General features: G+C 70.0%; 20 protein-coding genes. 10 read left to right on the top strand and 10 right to left on the bottom strand.

The annotated features are described in order from the left end of the window. Positions 1 to 34: 34 nt before the first annotated feature. The 4 genes from AC3FMM_RS22195 to rfaE2 all read left to right on the top strand — a co-directional run bounded on the left by AC3FMM_RS22195 (position 35) and on the right by rfaE2 (position 4,066). Positions 35 to 847, top strand: coding sequence for a PhaM family polyhydroxyalkanoate granule multifunctional regulatory protein (locus AC3FMM_RS22195; protein WP_115707750.1), 813 nt, complete (start codon positions 35 to 37; stop codon positions 845 to 847). 32 nt (positions 848 to 879) lie between these two features. Beyond that, positions 880 to 2,157, top strand: coding sequence for a patatin-like phospholipase family protein (locus AC3FMM_RS22190; RefSeq protein WP_115707748.1), 1,278 nt, complete (start codon positions 880 to 882; stop codon positions 2,155 to 2,157). A gap of 202 nt (positions 2,158 to 2,359) precedes the next feature. Beyond that, complete coding sequence (locus AC3FMM_RS22185; RefSeq protein ID WP_062796223.1) at positions 2,360 to 3,223, top strand: ferritin family protein; 864 nt, start codon at positions 2,360 to 2,362, stop codon at positions 3,221 to 3,223. A 348-nt stretch (positions 3,224 to 3,571) separates the two neighbouring features. Further along, the gene (gene rfaE2 / locus AC3FMM_RS22180) at positions 3,572 to 4,066 is read left to right on the top strand and encodes a D-glycero-beta-D-manno-heptose 1-phosphate adenylyltransferase (protein ID WP_115702997.1); all 495 of its coding nucleotides are present in this window, start codon (positions 3,572 to 3,574) and stop codon (positions 4,064 to 4,066) included. Positions 4,067 to 4,082: 16 nt separating this feature from the next. On the opposite strand, the gene AC3FMM_RS22175 is transcribed toward rfaE2, so the two are convergent. From AC3FMM_RS22175 to AC3FMM_RS22165, 3 genes are read right to left on the bottom strand one after another with little or no spacing between them, the layout of a single operon-like run. Further along, positions 4,083 to 4,295 carry a hypothetical protein gene (locus AC3FMM_RS22175; RefSeq protein WP_488687496.1) on the bottom strand — a complete coding sequence of 71 codons (213 nt, stop codon included), beginning with the start codon at positions 4,293 to 4,295 and terminating at the stop codon, positions 4,083 to 4,085. Positions 4,296 to 4,328: 33 nt separating this feature from the next. After that, positions 4,329 to 5,180, bottom strand: a complete 852-nt coding sequence (locus tag AC3FMM_RS22170; RefSeq protein WP_414249094.1) for a type III pantothenate kinase — start codon at positions 5,178 to 5,180, stop codon at positions 4,329 to 4,331. Further along, entirely contained in the window at positions 5,177 to 6,052 is an 876-nt protein-coding gene (locus tag AC3FMM_RS22165; RefSeq protein ID WP_488687495.1) for a biotin--[acetyl-CoA-carboxylase] ligase, read from the bottom strand. The genes AC3FMM_RS22170 and AC3FMM_RS22165 overlap by 4 nt, the downstream gene beginning before the upstream one ends. A gap of 188 nt (positions 6,053 to 6,240) precedes the next feature. On the opposite strand from AC3FMM_RS22165, the gene AC3FMM_RS22160 reads away from it, so the two are divergent. From AC3FMM_RS22160 to AC3FMM_RS22140, 5 genes are all read left to right on the top strand, one after another. Then, the gene (locus AC3FMM_RS22160) at positions 6,241 to 7,371 is read left to right on the top strand and encodes an MlaE family ABC transporter permease (RefSeq protein WP_488687494.1); all 1,131 of its coding nucleotides are present in this window, start codon (positions 6,241 to 6,243) and stop codon (positions 7,369 to 7,371) included. Next, on the top strand, positions 7,368 to 8,228 hold the full coding sequence (locus AC3FMM_RS22155; RefSeq protein WP_116312021.1) for an ABC transporter ATP-binding protein: 861 nt from the start codon (positions 7,368 to 7,370) through the stop codon (positions 8,226 to 8,228). Before AC3FMM_RS22160 ends, AC3FMM_RS22155 begins: the two co-directional genes overlap by 4 nt. Beyond that, positions 8,225 to 9,169 (top strand): MlaD family protein, encoded by a 945-nt coding sequence (locus tag AC3FMM_RS22150; RefSeq protein ID WP_115707740.1) that lies wholly within the window; start codon positions 8,225 to 8,227, stop codon positions 9,167 to 9,169. The genes AC3FMM_RS22155 and AC3FMM_RS22150 overlap by 4 nt, the downstream gene beginning before the upstream one ends. Positions 9,170 to 9,250: 81 nt before the next feature. Beyond that, positions 9,251 to 9,883 carry an ABC-type transport auxiliary lipoprotein family protein gene (locus AC3FMM_RS22145; RefSeq protein WP_115707738.1) on the top strand — a complete coding sequence of 211 codons (633 nt, stop codon included), beginning with the start codon at positions 9,251 to 9,253 and terminating at the stop codon, positions 9,881 to 9,883. A gap of 18 nt (positions 9,884 to 9,901) precedes the next feature. Next, entirely contained in the window at positions 9,902 to 11,152 is a 1,251-nt protein-coding gene (locus AC3FMM_RS22140; protein ID WP_115707736.1) for a VanZ family protein, read from the top strand. A 26-nt stretch (positions 11,153 to 11,178) separates the two neighbouring features. On the opposite strand, the gene pcp is transcribed toward AC3FMM_RS22140, so the two are convergent. The 6 genes from pcp to pxpB all read right to left on the bottom strand — a co-directional run bounded on the left by pcp (position 11,179) and on the right by pxpB (position 16,083). After that, a complete protein-coding gene (gene pcp / locus AC3FMM_RS22135) occupies positions 11,179 to 11,829 on the bottom strand; it encodes a pyroglutamyl-peptidase I (protein ID WP_116312020.1) in 651 nt (216 codons plus the stop codon). Between the two features lie 17 nt (positions 11,830 to 11,846). After that, a complete protein-coding gene (locus AC3FMM_RS22130; RefSeq protein WP_488687493.1) occupies positions 11,847 to 12,797 on the bottom strand; it encodes a DUF979 domain-containing protein in 951 nt (316 codons plus the stop codon). A gap of 10 nt (positions 12,798 to 12,807) precedes the next feature. Next, complete coding sequence (locus AC3FMM_RS22125) at positions 12,808 to 13,536, bottom strand: DUF969 domain-containing protein (RefSeq protein WP_115707732.1); 729 nt, start codon at positions 13,534 to 13,536, stop codon at positions 12,808 to 12,810. Positions 13,537 to 13,644: 108 nt separating this feature from the next. Beyond that, positions 13,645 to 14,385, bottom strand: coding sequence for a 5-oxoprolinase subunit PxpA (gene pxpA, locus AC3FMM_RS22120; RefSeq protein WP_115707730.1), 741 nt, complete (start codon positions 14,383 to 14,385; stop codon positions 13,645 to 13,647). Between the two features lie 34 nt (positions 14,386 to 14,419). Beyond that, entirely contained in the window at positions 14,420 to 15,439 is a 1,020-nt protein-coding gene (locus AC3FMM_RS22115) for a 5-oxoprolinase subunit C family protein (RefSeq protein WP_473703160.1), read from the bottom strand. Continuing rightward, positions 15,436 to 16,083 (bottom strand): 5-oxoprolinase subunit PxpB, encoded by a 648-nt coding sequence (gene pxpB / locus AC3FMM_RS22110; RefSeq protein ID WP_115707726.1) that lies wholly within the window; start codon positions 16,081 to 16,083, stop codon positions 15,436 to 15,438. Before pxpB ends, AC3FMM_RS22115 begins: the two co-directional genes overlap by 4 nt. A 211-nt stretch (positions 16,084 to 16,294) precedes the next feature. Between pxpB and AC3FMM_RS22105 the strand changes: the two genes are divergently transcribed. Continuing rightward, positions 16,295 to 16,567: a ribbon-helix-helix domain-containing protein gene (locus tag AC3FMM_RS22105; RefSeq protein ID WP_326347564.1), complete on the top strand. Its 273-nt coding sequence runs from the start codon at positions 16,295 to 16,297 to the stop codon at positions 16,565 to 16,567. Between the two features lie 105 nt (positions 16,568 to 16,672). Here the strand turns inward: AC3FMM_RS22105 and lipA are convergent, their stop codons facing one another. Beyond that, positions 16,673 to 17,668 (bottom strand): lipoyl synthase, encoded by a 996-nt coding sequence (gene lipA, locus AC3FMM_RS22100; RefSeq protein ID WP_488687490.1) that lies wholly within the window; start codon positions 17,666 to 17,668, stop codon positions 16,673 to 16,675. Between the last annotated feature and the right edge of the window lie 18 nt (positions 17,669 to 17,686).

Raw genomic sequence — 17,686 nt, 5'->3', positions numbered from 1 at the left:
GCACCGGGCTGCGCCGCACACGGAGCGCGCGACCATGTTCGGACAGATTCCCGATTTCACCAACGGCTTCGACTTCATGCGCCGGCTCTGGGGTGGCGGCGCCGGCATGCCCGCCGGCCTGATGCCCGGCCTGCAGGCGATGACGCCGCCGATGGACCTGGACGACCTCGACAAGCGCATTGCCGACCTGAAGGCGGTGGAAAGCTGGTTGCAGCTCAATACCAACCTGCTGCGCACCACCATCCAGGGACTGGAAGTGCAGCGCGCCACGCTGGTGGCGCTGCAGACCTTCGGCAACGCGCTGTCGCCCGAGGCGATGCAATCGGCGATGGAAAACGTCGCACGCGCAGCCAACGCGCCCAGCGCCGAGGCGCCCCAGCGCACCGGCGCGGATACTGGCGCCAATACCGGCCCAGACACCGGCAGCGGCGCGCAGGCCGAGCCGCCGGCCGCCGAGCAGGCGCAGGCCGCCGCCGGCGACGCCGATGCCGGCCCGGCGCCCAATGCCGCGCTGTGGTGGGACATGCTGCAACAGCAATTCAACCAGATTGCCAGCAGCGCCGCGGCGGCCAGCATGGTGCCGTTCGGCATGGGCGGCTTTGGCGCCGCCGGCGCCGCCACGCCGGCGGGCACCACCCAGTCCGACGCCGACAAAGCGAAGACCGCGGCAGCCGGCAAGTCGCCTTCAACGGGTACCGCCAGCCCCGCCGCGAAGAAGGCGCCGGCAAAGAAGGCGCCGGCGAAGAAAGCCGCAGCCAAGAAGGCGGCCAAGGCAACGCCGGCGCGGCAGGCCGAGGGCGGCAATGGCAAGAACGGCAACGGCAACGGCGGCAGCGTCACCAACTGAGCCTGCCGCCGCCCTGGCGCCCCCATCCACCCATGCATCGCGATTCGCTGCCACTGCCCCCCGCGGCGCCCGCTTCCACGCCGAACCCCGCCGCCACCGCCCTGATCCTGATGGGCGGCGGCGCGCGCGCCGCCTACCAGGCCGGCGTGCTCAACGGCGTGGCCCGCGTCGCCGCGCGCCATGGCAAGGCGCAGGCCGCGCTGCCGTTCGGCATCCTCGCCGGCACCTCGGCCGGGGCCATCAACGGCGCGGGGCTGGCCATCCATGCCGGCGACTTCGAGGCGGCCACGCAGAGCCTGGGCGCGCTCTGGCACAGCATCCATGCCGACGAGGTCTACCGCACCGATGTGCTGCGCGTGGGCGTGTCGGGGGCGCGCTGGCTGTCGACGCTGGCGCTGGGCTGGGCCACGCAGCGGCGCGCGCCGCGCGCACTGTTCGACAACACCCCGCTGGGCAGCATGCTGGGCGAGCTGTTCGAGCCCGCGCGGGTGCAGGCCAGCCTGGACAGCGGTGCGCTGCAGGCGTTCGCGGTCACGGCGCTGTCGTACAGCACCGGACGCCACGTGACCTTCTACCAGTCGCACCACCGCATCCATCCGTGGCACCGCAGCCAGCGCATTGCGGTGCCGGCGCAGATCACGGTGGACCACCTGCTGGCCTCGTCATCGATCCCGTTCCTGTTCCCGGCCATGCCGCTGGAACTCGATGGGCACCACGAGTGGTTCGGCGACGGCACCATGCGCCAGATGTCGCCGCTGTCGCCGGCGATCCACCTGGGCGCGTCGCGCATCCTGGCGATCGGCGCGGCCTCGCGCCAGCGCTCGGGCTGGTTCGACACCATGCCGGGCGGCGGCTATCCGTCGCTGGCGCAGGTGGGCGGCCAGGCGCTGGCCAGCATCTTCCTCGACGGCCTGAACACCGACCTGGAGCGGCTGCTGCATATCAACCGGCTGCTGGCGCGCATGCCCGAGGTGGCCGGCGACCGCGAGGGCTGGCGCCCGGTGCAGGTGATGACGGTGGCGCCCAGCGAGCCAATCGAGGCCATCGCCGCCGAGCACCAGAAGCAGTTGCCGCGCACCGTGCGCGCGCTGCTGGCGCCGCTGGGCGGCACCGAGGCGCGCGGCGCCGCATTCGCCAGCTACCTGCTGTTCGAGCCGGCCTTCACGCAGGCGCTGATCGCGCTGGGCGAGCGCGACGCCGAAGCCCAGGCCGACGAGCTGGCAGCCTTCCTTTACGGCATCGTGCCGGGCACAGCGCCGGCCGCGCCCGGCACGGACGACCACGCGGCCGAGCAGGCAGTCTCTCCCTGAGTTGCCGCCGTCACATGACGGTCGCAGAGGCGCCCGCGCTGGCACTTTGACGCGCCGCCGCGGCGCTGATCGCCCGGAAAAATGCAGAAGGCGCCGGCGAACCCCGCCGGGCGTTGCATATTTGCCCCGCTCCGGCCTAAAAAAGGAGAGAAGAGAATAATTCGCATCTGGTAGAATCTGCCCGTAATTTCAAAGGCTTACCATGCTCTACCCCGAACTGTTCAAATCGTTGGAAGCCGTCCGCTGGCACATGGACAAGGACATCCCCTGGGAGTCCTTCGACGCCAGCATGCTGACGGACGACCAGGCCAAGACCATTCGCATGAATGCGATCACGGAATGGTCCGCCCTGCCCGCCACCGAAATGTTCCTGCGCGACAACCGCCACGACTCTGACTTTTCGGCGTTCATGAGCATCTGGTTCTTCGAGGAACAGAAGCATTCGCTGGTGCTGATGGAGTACCTGCGCCGCTTCCGCCCGGACCTGGTGCCGACCGAGGAAGAACTGCACGCGGTGCGCTTCGAGTTCGACCCGGCGCCGCCGCTGGAAACGCTGATGCTGCATTTCTGCGGCGAGATCCGCCTGAACCACTGGTACCGCCGTGCCGCCGAATGGCACACCGAGCCGGTGATCAAGCATATCTACCGCACCCTGTCGCAGGACGAAGCCCGCCACGGCGGCGCCTACCTGCGCTACATGAAGAAGTACCTGGCGCAGTTCGGCGACAGCGCGCGCGCGGCCTTCGCCAAGATCGGCGTGCTGATGGCCTCGGCGCGCCGCACCGAGAAGCCGCTGCACCCGACCAACCTGCACGTCAACAAGGCGCTGTTCCCCAACGATACGGTGCAGTCGCGCCTGCCGGACCCCGACTGGCTCGAGAAATGGCTCGACGAGCAGATCCGCTTCGACGAAGGCTGGGAGAAGAAGGTCATCGAACGGATCCTGCACAACATGTCGCTGCTGTTCGAACGTACCTTTGAAAGCGTGCAGGACCTGAACCGCTACCGCAAGGAGCTGAACGCCAGCCTGCAAGGCGCCGGCGCGGCCCGCCCCGCGCAAGCCTGAGCGGCCCGGTCCGGACAAGAAAATGCCCCGCCGAAGCGGGGCACTTTTTTTTCTTGCTGTTTTACCTTCACGCATTCCCGACAAATGCGGCCCGCGGCGCGCCGGATCGTCCGGCCCAGCGGGTAGGGTGCAACGCCGTTTTCCTGTTCCCGGAAATACGGTGCGCGGATGATAAGCGCGCCAGCCGCCGCGCAGGTAGTAGCCGGTTACTACATCACCGCGGTGCCGTGGACCAGTGCCCGTCACGCGACAGCGCCAGCCAGAGCGGCGCGCAAGAACGGGTACCATTCGGGCAAGCGCGCCGGCTCCGCCACGGTGCCGGCCTCCACCTATCCCATGTCCCGATCCATGTCCGTACCCGCCTTCGAATCCAAGCTGACTCCCGCCGACGACACCGCCGCGCTGGCCGCGCGTATCGCCGCGCTGCCGCGCCCGCTGGTGTTTACCAACGGCGTCTTCGACATCCTGCATCGCGGTCATGCCACCTACCTGGCGCAGGCGCGCGCGCTGGGCGCGAGCCTGGTGGTCGGCGTCAACAGCGATGCCTCGGTGAAGATGCTGGGCAAGGGCGACGACCGCCCGCTCAACCATGAGTCGGACCGCATGGCGCTGCTGGCCGCGCTGGCGTCGGTCGACCTGGTGGCGATGTTCCGCGAACAGACGCCGGTGGAGCTGATCCGCCTGGTGCGCCCCGACATCTACGTCAAGGGCGGCGACTACGATATCGATACGCTCGAAGAAACCCGGCTGGTGCGCAGCTGGGGCGGCCAGGCCTATGCCATCCCCTTCCTGCACGACCGCTCGACCACCAAGCTGCTGACCAAGGTACGCCAGGCCGGCTGAGCCGCCCGCGCCTGCGCTACGCGCCCGGCGCCGATGCCGGCGTGGCCGGCGGCGGTTGCAGGCGCATGCGCTCGCCCCGCACCTGCTGCTCCAGCCGGTGCGGCTCGCGCGACGACTCGAACCAGCCCGACAGCGGCTGCGCGCCGAACGCGCCCAGCACCGCGGCCAGCAGCACGGCGTTGGCGAACAGCAGCAACAGCAATGCGATGCGCAGGGAGCGGGTGGTCATGGGGAATCGGATGGAGGTGGGGACTTAGCGTCGTCACGCATCGGCCATGGCCATCGCATGCAGGCCGAGCAGCACCAGATTATCGTGCATCTCGAACGGCACCGCGAGCGCCCCCGCCAGTGCGCCACGCGCCCCGCCGGACAGCAGGCAGCGCGGCGGACGCGACGCGTCGCCGCGCTCGCCCAGCGCGCGCCAGGTGCGCTCGATGGCGCCGGCCTGCGCGGCCAGGCAGCCGGCGGCAATGGCGTCGTGGGTGTTGTCGGCCCAGCGCCGCTGCGCGCCCGCCACGCTGCCGGCCTCGCCCACATCCAGCGCCGGCAGCTGCGCGGTATTGCGCGCCAGCGTGCCCAGCATCAGCGCCAGCCCGGGCAGGATCAGCCCGCCTTCGAAGCGCGCGTGGCCAGCCTCTGTGACGGTGACGATATCGAGCGTGGTGGCGGTACCGGCGGTGACCACCAGCAATGTTTCGCGCGGCAGCCAGCGGTGCGCGCCGACGGCGCCGACCCAGCGGTCGACGCCCAATTGGGTCGGTTCGCGATAGCCGTTGGCAAGGTCGCCATGCGCGGCGGCGCTGCGCACCCATTGCACCGGCGCGCAGCCGCCGAAGGCGTCGGCCAGCGCGGCATCGACGGCGGCGGCGATCACCGGCCCGGCCACGTTGCTGATCCACACCGACGGCATCGGCCCGCTGGCGCGCAGCGCGCGCAGTTCGGTGGCCAGGGTTCGCAGCGCGCCGTCGTCGGCATGCGCGACCGCGCCGGCGTGCTGCCACGGCGTCGGCAGCGCAGCGATGCCTGCGGTCCCAGGCAGCGCCGCACCGGCGTCGCACCACGCCCATTTGAGCCGGGTATTGCCGATATCGACCAGCAGGCGCGGCGCGTTCATGCGCCACCTTCCTGGCCCGGGGCGGGCCGCAGCGACAGCTCGCCGCTGGCGATGCGCTCCAGGCCGGCGGGCGTTTCCAGCAGCAGGTGGCCGGCCTCGTCGACGCCGCGCGCCATGCCTTCGGCGATCACCTGGCCGTCGTGCAGCAGCCGCACCGGCTGGTCGCGGTAGGCATCGGCGGCGGACCAGCGCCGTGCCATCGGCCCGAAGCCATGCGCGAGGAAGTCCGTGCGCATCGCCGCCAGCCGCTCCAGCACCGCCGCCAGCAGGCGCGGCGCATCGCGCCCGGCGTTGAAGCCCGGCATGGCCTCGGCCACGCCCGCCAGTTCGCGCCCGAGCGCGGCCTCCATCTGCGCATCGCGCACCAGGTTCAGGCCGATGCCGATCACCGCCCAGACCCGCTGCGGCCCCGCCGGCACCGATTCGATCAGGATGCCGGCCAGCTTGCGGCCGTCGATCTGCAGGTCATTGGGCCATTTCAGGCCCACTCGCGCGCTCAGCGCCGGGGCCACGTCGCCCAGGGCCTCGGCCAGCGCCAGGCCCACCGCCAGGCTCAGCCCGCTCAGCTGCGCAGGCGCCAGCGCCAGCGGCAGCGCCACCGAGAAAGTCATGCCGGCCTGCCCCTGCCACGGCCGGCCCTGGCGCCCGCGCCCGGCGGTCTGGCGATAGGCCAGGCGCAGCGTGCCGGCATCGGACCACGGCGCCTGGCGGCACTGCGCGGTCAGGTCGGCATTGGTCGAGCCGGTTTCCTCGACCAGTTCCACGGTCCAGTCGCGCAGCGCGGGCGACAGCATGGCGCGCAGCGCGCCTTCATCGATGCGCCACGACGTGGCAGTGGAAGGATCGGGCGGATTCGGAGGAACGGCGGACATGCGCGGCATTGGATGGGGATGGGCGGGGTCGCGGTCGGCACAGCAGGATCCGGATCGAAACCCGGGCCTGCGGCAGATGCCGCATTGTAGCCGCGCCGCGCTGCCGGGCATGCCCCCGGGGCACGGCGCGGTCGCGCCAGCCGGGCGCGTGGCTTAGAATCGAGACTCGGCCATCACATCGCTTGCCCTTGGAACGCCAGACGACGCCAGACTTCCAGATCACGCGCGGGCACGGAACCGTCAGCGTACAGCTGCGTGGCGACTGGACCGCGCTCGCGCTGGCCGGCTGCCGCCAGGCGCGGCAGCTGCGCGCGCAGCTGCACGAGCTGGCGCAGGCCCCGGAGAACGCGCAATGGTCGCTGGCCGGCGTCGAGCGCCTCGACCATATCGGCGGGCAGCTGCTGTGGCAGGCCTGGAACGGCGCGCTGCCGCAACGCCTTGAGGCCAGCGAGGGCCAGCGCCGCGTGTTCGAGCGCATTGCCGCGGTGCACGACGAGGGCTGGAAAAAGCACATGGTGGACCGCTTCAACCCGGTCACGCTGTTCGGCGCCAACGTGCTGTCGTTCGGCGTGCAACTGGGCAACGGCATCACCATGCTGGGCCAGCTGGCGTTCGACCTGCTGCGCTTCGCGCGCATGCCGCAGCGCGGCCCGTGGCGCGAGATCTCGGCCAATATCTACAACGTGGGCTACAAGGCGCTGGGGATCACGGCGCTGGTCGGCTTCCTGATCGGCATCGTGCTGTCGTACCTGTCGGCCAACCAGTTGCGGACCTTCGGCGCCAGCACCTTCATCGTCAACATCCTGGGCATGGCGGTGATCCGCGAACTGGGGCCGGTGCTCGCCGCGATCCTGATCGCGGGGCGCTCGGGCTCTGCCATCACCGCGCAGATCGGCGTGATGCGCGTGACCGAAGAGCTGGACGCGATGCGCGTGATGGGCATCTCGCACGGCTTCCGGCTGATCATGCCGCGCGTGATCGCGCTGGCCATCGCCATGCCGCTGCTAGTGGCGTGGACCGACGTGATGGCGCTGGCCGGCGGCATGCTGGCCGCGCGCATGCAGCTGGGCATCAGCGCCACCTTCTTCCTGCGCGAGCTGCCCGATGCGGTGCCGGTGGCCAACCTGTGGCTGGGGCTGGGCAAGGGCGTGGTGTTCGGCATCCTGATCGCGCTGACCGCGTGCCATTTCGGGCTGCGCATCAAGCCCAACACCCAGAGCCTGGGCGAAGGCACCACCGCCTCGGTGGTGACCGCGATCACCATCGTGATCCTGGCCGACGCGGTCTTCGCCATCCTGTTCAAGGACGTGGGCTTGTGAACGCGGCGCCAGCGAACGCGACCCAGCCAGGCCCGCCGCAGCCCGCGCCGGAGCGCACCCCGGTGATCGAGGTGCGCGGCCTGGTCAAGCGCTTCGGCAAGGCGGTGGTGCACGACCATGTGGACCTCGACGTCTACCGCGGCGAGGTGCTGTCGATCGTCGGCGGCTCGGGCAGCGGCAAGACCGTGCTGCTGCGCCAGATCGTCGGGCTGGAGCGCCCCACCGCGGGCACCATCAAGGTGTTCGGCGAGGATCCGGCGCGGCTGCGCCCGGCCCAGCTGCAGGCGCTGCGCAGCCGCTGGGGCCTGCAGTTCCAGCGCGGCGCGCTGTTCTCGGCGCTGTCGGTGATCGACAATATCGCGCTGCCGCTGCGCGAGCTGCGCGCGCTGCCCGACAACCTGATCTGCCAGGCGGCGCTGCTCAAGCTGCAGCTGGTGGGGCTGTCGGCGCGCGATGCCGACAAGATGCCGTCGGACCTGTCCGGCGGCATGATCAAGCGCGTGGCGCTGGCGCGCGCGCTGTCGCTGGAACCCGAGCTGCTGTTCCTGGACGAACCCACTGCCGGCCTGGACCCGATGGCGTCCGACGACTACGTCGCGCTGATCCGCGAGCTGCGCCGCGAACTGGGCCTGACCGTGGTGATGATCACGCACGACCTCGACACGCTGGTGGCGCTGTCCGACCGCGTCGCGGTGCTGGCCGACCACAAGGTGATCGCGGCCGCGCCGATCCCGCAAGTGGTGAAGGTGGAGCACCCCTTCATCCGCGAGTATTTCCTGGGCGAGCGCGCCCAGCGCGCCCTGCAGGCGCTGCCCCGGCCCGGGCAGCCCGCGGCGCCGCCCCCTGGAGAAGCATGATGGAAAACAAGTCCCACGCCTTCCTTGCCGGCGTGTTCACCATCGGCCTGGCCGTGCTGGTGCTGTTCGCGATCTTCTGGTTCAGCAGCGACCACGCGGTGCGCGTGCCCTACGACCTGATCACCCGCTCCACCGTCAACGGCCTGGGCCCGCAGGCCGACGTCAAGTACCGCGGGCTGGCGGTGGGCAAGGTCGAGTCGATCAAGTTCGACCCGCAGGTGCCGGGCCAGATCATCGTGCGCGTCAACGTCAACCGCGAAACGCCGATCACGCGCACCACCTACGCCACGCTGGGCTTCCAGGGCGTGACCGGGATCGCCTACGTGCAGCTCGACGACTCCGCCGCGCACGATGGCGCCGGCGCCTCGCCGCCGCTGCCGACCTCGCCGCGGGCGGTGGCGCGCATCGCCATGCGGCCCGGCTTCTTCGAGGAACTGGAAAAGCGCGGCGATTCGCTGCTGACCCAGGCCGAGACCCTGATGGGCTCGCTCAACGACATGTTCCGCGGCGCCAACCGCGACGAGCTGATGGCGGCGATCCGCTCGGTGCGCAAGACCGCCGAAGATTATTCGCGCCTGTCCGATTCGCTCGCGCCGGCGGCGCAGCGCCTGCCCAAAGTGGCCGAGAACCTGAACGCGACGCTGGAATCGACCCGGCGCCTGACGCAGGAACTGGCCAACCCCAACGGCACCGTGATGCGCACCGTCGACAGCGTCGGGCGCGACCTGCAGGGCGCGGCCGCGTCGGTGCAGTCGGCCGCGGGCACCTTCAGCGAAGAGACCCTGCCGCAGCTCAATGGCCTGGCCCGCGACGCGCGCCAGACCGCGCGCAGCTTCGAGCGCGCCGCCGGCCAGTTCAACGAGAGCCCGAGCAGCGTGCTGTTCGGCGCGCCCGCGCCCACGCCAGGGCCGGGCGAGCCGGGCTTCAGCGCGGCCCCGTAGCGTCGGCATCCGACAAAGCCCCGCCCCTTCGATCACGCCAAACGCCAACCGCGAGAATCCGCCGTGAACCCTGCGACCGAGATGCCACGCTTGCTGCGCTCCGCAACCGCCCGCCTGCGCGCGGCCCTGCTGCTGTTCTGCGCCGGCCTGGCGCTGTCGGGCTGCGCGCTGACGCGCGGCGAGCCCACCATCACCTATGACCTGGGCCCGGCCGTCGCCGCCGGCGCGGCCTCCGGCACCGGGAACCCTGCGCCCGCAGCGCTGCCCAAACTGCGCGTGGCACAGACCGACGGGCCCAACTGGCTGGAAGGCAATGCGCTGTTCTACCGGCTGCAGTACGCCCAGGCGCAGCGGCTGCAGGCCTATGCCACGCAGCGCTGGGTGATGTCGCCCACGCGCCTGTTCGACGAGCGCCTGCGCGAGGCCGTGGCCGCGCGCGGCACGCTGGGCTGGTCCGGCGACGGCAGCGTTCCGGCGCTGAAGGTGGACCTGCTCGAGTTCGACCAGGTGTTCGACAGCGCCACCGCCAGCGAGGGCGTGGTGCGGCTGCGCGCCACGGTGTACCGGCACGGCATGCTCGGCCAGCAGACCTTCGAGGCGCGCCGGCCCGCGCCCAGCGCCGACGGCGCCGGCGGCGTCAAGGCGCTGGCCGAAGCCAGCGATGCCGTGATTGCAGCGCTGCTCGACTGGATCGGCACGCTGCAGCTAAAGTAAAGCAACAGGAGATTTGCCATGGAGCCGGCTCCCCCGCCGCTCTCCGCGCCGCCGCCGGCGGCTGTGCCAGCACCATCCGCCACCGCGCCGCAGCACTCGCCGCTGGCGCGCGTGGGGCTGCTCTGCTTCACGCTGCTGGTGATCTATGCCAGCCTGTACCCGTTCTCGGGCTGGATCGACAACGGCATCTCGCCCTTTGCCTTTGTCAGCGCGCCCAAGCCGCGCTACATCACCGACTTCGACCTGTTGACCAACGTGCTGGGGTATTTCCCGTTCGGCGCGCTGGTGGTGCTGTCGCTGCATCCGCGCGTGTCGGGCGGGCGCGCCACACTGGTGGCGCTGGTCGCCGGCGCCCTGCTGTCGGCGTGCATGGAGGCCTTCCAGACCTGGCTGCCGAGCCGGATCTCGTCCAACATCGACCTGATCACCAATGCGCTGGGGGCGCTGCTCGGCGGCGCCGTGGCGGCGCCGTTCACGCGCGCGCTGATCGACGACGGACGCCTGACGCGGCTGCGCCATGCCTGGTTCGAGCCCCATGCCAGCTTTGCCATCATCCTGCTGCTTTTGTGGCCGTTCGCGCAGGTGTTTCCGCAGGAGCACCTGTTCGGCATGGGCGGCATCGTGCGCGAATGGCTGACCGATCCGGAATCCTGGCCGATGCAGGTGCTGCAGATGGTGTTCCCGCAGCTGGAGGCGTGGCAGGACCATATCGGCCTGCGGCCCGAGGACATGCAGAGCCAGCAGTTGCTGGAATCGCTGGTGACTGCCAGCAGCTGGGTCGGCACCGGCCTGTTCGCCTCGCTGGCGATGCGCCGCAGCGCGCCGATGCTGCGCATCCTGGCGGGGCTGCTGGCGGCGGCGCTGCTGCTCAAGGCGACCGCGGCCGAGCTGCAGTTCCCGACCGAAAGCGCCTTCGTCTGGCTGTCCGAAGGCGGGCGCTTCGCGCTGCTGACCAGCTCGCTGGTGCTGGCGCTGCTGCTGTACCTGCCGCGCTGGCTGCGCGCGGTGCTGGCGATGGCGGCGCTGATCGTGCTGGTGGCGCTGACCAACGTGCTGCCGTCAAACCCCTACGCGTGGATCTCCGAGCAGGGCTGGCGCATGGGCCGTTTCATCCACTTCAACAGCCTGGCGCAGTGGCTCGGCTGGCTGTGGCCGTTCCTGGCGTTCTGCTATGTGATCTGGCGCTTCGAGCAGGTCAGCCTGCGCCGCCATGCGATGAAGAAAGCCGCGGCGCGCCGTGAGGCGGCCGCGGCCAACCTGCAGGATTAAGCCGGCGCGGACGTGCGCGCCGGGGCTCAGTGCAGCTGCCCGCCCTGTTCGCGCACATCGGCGCGGGTCGACAGCGCCGTCGCCACCGCAGTGCGCAGGCCCTTCACCAGGGTCTCGTGCGCCAGGCTCGGCTGGCCCGGATGCCGCGCCGCCTGCTCGGGCAAATACGGAATGTGGATAAAGCCGCCGCGCACCGCGCCATCCGGCTGCCGCGCCAGCCGGTGCATCAGCCCGTAGAACACATGGTTGCAGACGAAGGTGCCGGCAGTCTGCGATACCGACGCCGGCACGCCGGCCGCGCGCATGTCGCGCACCATCGCCTTGATCGGCAGCGTGGCAAAGTAGGCGGCCGGGCCGTCGGCCGCGATGGCGGTGTCGATCGGCTGGGCGCCGGCGTTGTCGGCGATGCGCGCATCGTCGACATTGATCGCCACGCGCTCGACCGACATCTCGGCGCGCCCGCCGGCCTGGCCGACGGCGATCACCAGGGTCGGCCGCAGCGCGTCGAGCAGTTCGGCGATCGCATCGAGCGCCGCGCCGAACACGCACGGCAGCTGGCGCGCGACGATGACCGCGTCGCCGACGCGTTCGCCGTCGAGCGCACGCACGGCCTCCCACGACGGGTTGATGGGTTCGTCCTCGAACGGCTCGAAGCCGGTCAGCAGCACGGTAGGCATGGCGGAGGCTCCTGCGCTTACATCAGCCAGTACAGCAGCACGATATTTGCCGCCAGGATCGCCAGCGCAGTCGGCACCTGCGCGCGGATCACGGCATTTTTGTCGTCGAGTTCAAGCAGCGCCGCCGGCACGATATTGAAATTGGCCGCCATCGGCGTCATCAGCGTACCGCAATAGCCCGAGAACATGCCGATCGCCGCCATCACCGCGGGATTGCCGCCGAACATGCCGACCAGGATGGGCACGCCGACGCCGCCGGTCATCACCGGGAAGGCGGCGAAGCCGTTGCCCATGATCACCGTGAACAGCGCCATGCCGACGCAATAGACCGCCACCGCCACCAGCTTGTAGTCCAGGTTGATGTAGGCGGTGGTCAGGTGCGCCACGGCCTTGCCCACGCCCGCGTCGGCAAACACCAGCCCCAGCATCGCCAGCATCTGCGGCAGCACCAGCGCCCAGCCCAGCGACTCGGTCAGCCGGCGCGATTCGCGCAGGCCCTGCGTCACGGTGTCGCGCGTGAGCCAGCACACCACCGCCAGCGAGATCAGGCAGCCGATCCCGAGCGAGACGAAGGTCACGTTCTTGGGATCGAGCAGCGGCACGCCACCGATCCTGACATCCTTGAACAGCATGGTGCCGATCACGGTCGCCAGCGGGATCAGCAGGGCCGGAATGAACAGCTTGTTGCCGAGCCGGCTCGCGCTGGCACGGCGCTCGGCCTCGGGCAGGCTCTCGTGCCTGCCGTGGCCGACGCCGCCGAAGCCCGCGATCAGCGCCATCACCACCGCGCCGATGCCGACCGCCGCCGGCGGCAGCCGGTCGCCGACCAGGAACACGATCGCGTACAGCAGCCAGAACAGGCCGGTGCTGAGGCGGCGCGGATGCGCGCGGTCGCTGAAGGTCATCAGCGCGGTGATGGCCAGCACCAGGCCGGCGAGCCAGTAGAGGTATTCGATCGAGACAATCATGGCGCGCTCCTTACTCGGCGCTCGGCGCAGGCATGGCGGTTGGGGCGGCGCTGCCACCCAGTTCGCGCTCGAGCCAGCCGTCCAGGCGCTTGAGCCGCACGGCGTGGATCAGGAAGGCGCAGATCGCGGTAGGGATGCCCCACACGGCGATATGCAGCGGCTCGACCTCAATGTTCGACGACAGCAGGAAGGTATGCATCAGCGCGATCGCGCCGAACGCCACGAAGATGTCCTCGCCGAAAAACAGGCCGACGTTGTCGGTGGCGGCGCAGAAGGCCAGCACGCGCTGGCGCACCGGCTCGGGCAGGTGGCCGAAGCGGTTCTCGGCCGCACCCTCGGCCATCGGCGCCAGCAGCGGGCGCACCATCTGCGGATGGCCGCCCAGGCTGGTCAGGCCGATCGCCGCGGTCAGCTCGCGCACGCCCAGGTAGACGATCAGCAGGCGCCCGACCGTGGCCGAGGCGATGCGCGCGATCCACGCCTGCGCATGCTCGCGCAGCCCGTGGCGCTCCAGCAGGCCGATCACGGCCAGCGGCAGCAGGATGATCAGCGGCAGGTTGCGCGCCTTGACGAAGGCGGTGCCGATCGCGGAGAAGATCTGCATCAGCGGCATCGGCGCGGCCAGCCCGGTGGCCAGCGCGGCGAGCACCACCACCAGCATGGGATTGAAGCGCAGCACGAAGCCGACGACGATGACGCCGACCCCGACAAGGGGCCAGAGATTGACTGCCTGTTCCATGGAAACACCAAACGAAGATAACGAAGGCGCGCGGACAGCAGCCGTCGTGACGCGTGACGGGGCAGGCCGCGTGGGGGGAAATGCCGGCGTGAAGGCGCGGGAACGCGCTCAGTCGCCGGCGCGGATCGCGATGCCTTCAGCGCCCAGCCGTTCCCGGATGCGGCGCGCGAAGGCCAGCGCGTGGGCGCCGTCGCCGTGCAGACACACGGTTTCGGCCTGAATCGGTACCCAGCTGCCGTCGATGGCGCGCACGCGCTGCTCGCGCACCATGGTCAGGGTCTGGTCCAGGGCAACTTCCTCGTCCTCATGCAGCGCGCCGGGCGTACCGCGTCTGACCAGCGTGCCATCGGGGTTGTAGCCGCGGTCGGCAAAAACTTCCTGCTTGACGCGCAGGCCGGCCTCCTTCGCCACGTCGATCATCTGGCTGCCGGCCAGGCCGAAGAAAACCAGGTCGGCGTCGAAGTCGCGCACCGCGCGCACGATCGCGCGCGCCAGCGCCGGGTCGCGCACGGCCTGGTTGTACAGCGCGCCATGCGGCTTGACGTGGTGCAGCACGCCGCCCTGCGCGCGCACGATCGCGGCGAGCGCGCCGATCTGGTACAGCACGTCGGCGTAGACGTGCTCCGGGTCGCGCTGCATCTCGGTGCGGCCGAAGTTCTCGCGGTCCGGGTAGCTCGGGTGCGCGCCGATCGCCACGCCGTGCGCCAGCGCCCACTGCACCGTCTGCACCATGGTGGCGGCGTCGCCCGCGTGCCAGCCGCAGGCGATATTGGCCGAGCTGATCAGCGCCAGCAGCGCCTCGTCATTGCCACAGCCTTCGCCAAGATCCGCGTTCAAATCGATCTGCATTGCCATTCTCCTGTGCGGCGCCCGGGCGCCCTCCTTATGCTGCCGCTCGCGTACGGGTACGCCGCCGCGCGGCAATCGGCATGCCATCGCCCTGCCACTGCAGCGCCTGCTCGATCTGCCGCAGGTAGCGTGCCAGCTCATCCTGCGCCGCCTGCGCCTGCGCCAGCGTGACCTGCACGAAGCGCACCGGCGCGCCCAGCGGCACCTGCGCCAGCCGCCATAAATCCGCTTCGATCACCACGCCAATCTTGGGATAGCCGCCGGTGGTCTGCGCATCGGCCATCAGCGCGATCGGCTGGCCCGCCGGCGGCACCTGCATCACCCCCGGCATCACCCCGTGCGAGAGCAGGTCGGCGCTGCGCTCGGCCCGGCGCGCCAGCGCCGGGCCGGCAAGGCGCAGGCCCATGCGGTTGCTGTTGGGCGTGACGGTCCAGTCGGCCTGCCACAGTGCGGCCTGCGCGGCCGCGTCAAAATCGTCGTATTCCGGCCCCGGCAGCATGCGGATCGCCGTGGCCTTGCCTTCGACCGCGGCGGGCAGCGCCCACGCCGGCGCCTGCACGCCGATCCAGTCGGTCTCTGCGGCCAGGCCCGGGCGTCCCGCGGGCAGGCGGTCGCCTTCCTGCAGCGCGCGTCCGCCCAGCCCGCCGAAACCGGACTTCAGGTCGGTGCTGCGCGAGCCCATCACCGGCTCGACCGCAATCCCGCCCGCCACGCACAGGTACACGCGCGTGCCGCCGCGCGTCGACGGCAGCGTCAGGGTCTCGCCCTTGTGCGCGTCGAACGCGTGCCACGACCAAACCGGCATGCCGTCAAGATTGGCGCCGCATTCGGCGCCGGCCAGGGCCACGCGCATATCGGCATGGAAGCGCACCGCGGCGCGTCCCAGCGTGAATTCAATGGCGGCGCAGCCGGGCGCATTGCCAAGCAGGCGGTTGCCGACTTCGACCGCCAGCATGTCCATGGCGCCGCAGCGGCCCACGCCAAAACGGCGGAACCCGGTACGGCCCAGGTCCTGCACCGAGGCCAGCGCGCCCGGACGAAGGATCTCGATCACGCGATGATTTCCTCGGCGACAAAGCGCACGGTATCGCCGGGCGCGAACAGGGACGGCGGATCGCGGTCCGCCACGAAGAGTTCGGCGTCGGTGCGCCCGATCAGCTGCCAGCCGCCCGGCAGCACCGCCGGATAGATGCCGGTCTGCTCGCCGCCGATGCCGACCGACCCGGCCGGCACCGCCACCCGCGGCTCGCGCCGGCGCGGTGTCGCCAGTTCCGGCGCCAGCCCGCCCATGTAGGCGAAGCCGGGCTGGAAGCCGAGGAAGTACACCACGTACTCGCCCGCCGCATGGCGGCGCACCACTTCCTGCGTCGTCAGCCCGGTATGCGCGGCGACGTCGCCCAGGTCCGGACCATACTCGCCGCCGTAACGGACCGGGATCTCGACCAGCTTGCCGGTGGCATTGCGCGCCTCGCCCGAGGCCCATGCCAGCTTCAGGTTGCGCTCCAGCGCATCCGCGTCGGCACTGTCGTCAAAGATCACGGTCAGGTTGTTCATGCCCGGCACCACGTCGACCACGCCGCGCCAGTCCGCGGCCCGCGCGGCCATGGCCCAGATGCGGCGCTGGACGGCCAGCGAGGCGGGCGGCGCGACGCTGTACAGCAGCGCCTGCTCGGCAAGTCGGTGGACGGTGCAGTTCATGAGAGTCCCGGTAGCGCACTTGCTACCCAGTGTAGGCAGACAAGCCGGAATGTGCGTCTGTGTATTTCATCGATAATTTATCGATGAATTCATCATATCGAAATGGACCGAACGGGGCAGTCGGGGTTGACCCTAGGGTAGCTACGGGATTGCCTATGGGCGGCGCTGGTTCAGCCGGTTAGGATCAAATCCCGTCGCTCGGAGATTCGTCATGCGAACCACTCAACAATTAAGCGTAACGCTACCGACCGAGATGGTTCAGGCGGTCAGGGCCAAGGTGAAGTCGGGCGAATACGCCAGCGAGAGCGAGGTCATTCGCGCTGGCCTGCGCGCGTTGCTGGCGCGTGACGGGACCTTTGAGGCCTGGCTGCTGCAAGCTGGCCTCGCCTATGAGGCGCTTCAATCTGATCCCTCCCAGGCCTTAACCGCAGAGGGCGTTCGCGCCCGCCTGGCTGCCAAACATGCGCGGAAAACCAAAGCCTGATGCTAGCCCGTTGTATTTGGACCGAATTTGCGGAGCCACAGAACCAAAGTAAAACGGCCGGGGAAATTCCCCGGCCGTTTTACATCCGATCCACTGACAACCCGCTCAGGCAAACCCCGCCTGATGCGCCTGCTGGTCAGCATGGTAGGAACTGCGCACCATCGCGCCCACGGCGGCGTGGGTGAAGCCCATCTTGTAGGCCTCTTGCTCGAACATCTTGAAGTTGTCGGGATGCACGTAGCGCAGCACCGGCAGGTGGTGGTTCGACGGCGCCAGGTACTGGCCGATGGTGAGCATGTCGATGTCGTGCGCGCGCATGTCGCGCATGACTTCCAGGATTTCCTCGTCGGTCTCGCCCAGGCCGACCATCAGGCCGGACTTGGTCGGGACGTTGGGATTGCGGCGCTTGAACTCCTGCAGCAGCTTGAGCGAGTGCGCGTAGTCGGCGCCCGGGCGGGCCTGCTTGTACAGGCGCGGCACGGTTTCCATGTTGTGGTTCATCACGTCGGGCGGGCACGCCTGCAGGATGTCCAGCGCCTTGTCCAGGCGGCCGCGGAAGTCGGGCACCAGCACTTCGATGCGGGTATCGGGCGACAGCTCGCGCGTCTGCGAGATGCAGTCGACATAGTGCTGGGCGCCGCCGTCGCGCAGGTCGTCGCGGTCGACGCTGGTGATCACCACGTAGTTCAGCTTGAGCTGGGCGATGGTGCGGGCCAGGTTGCCGGGCTCGTTCACGTCGAGCGGGTCCGGGCGGCCGTGGCCGACGTCGCAGAACGGGCAGCGGCGCGTGCATTTGTCGCCCATGATCATGAAGGTGGCCGTGCCCTTGCCGAAGCATTCGCCGATATTGGGGCAGCTGGCTTCCTCGCACACCGTGACCAGGTTGTTGGCGCGCAGGATGTCCTTGATCTCATAGAAACGCGAATTGCCGGTGGCGGCCTTCACGCGGATCCAGTCCGGCTTCTTGAGCTTCTCGGCCGGCACGATCTTGATGGGGATGCGCGCGGTCTTGTCGGCCGACTTCTGCTTGCGGGTCGGGTCGTACTGCTCCGCGGGGGACTGCGGGGCTTCGCTGGAAGTGGCGATCAGTGCGTCGCTCATACATTTCTCCGCACGCGC

This window comes from Cupriavidus sp. 207A1, assembly GCF_057798955.1.
This window is presented reverse-complemented; position numbering and strand designations above follow the sequence as displayed.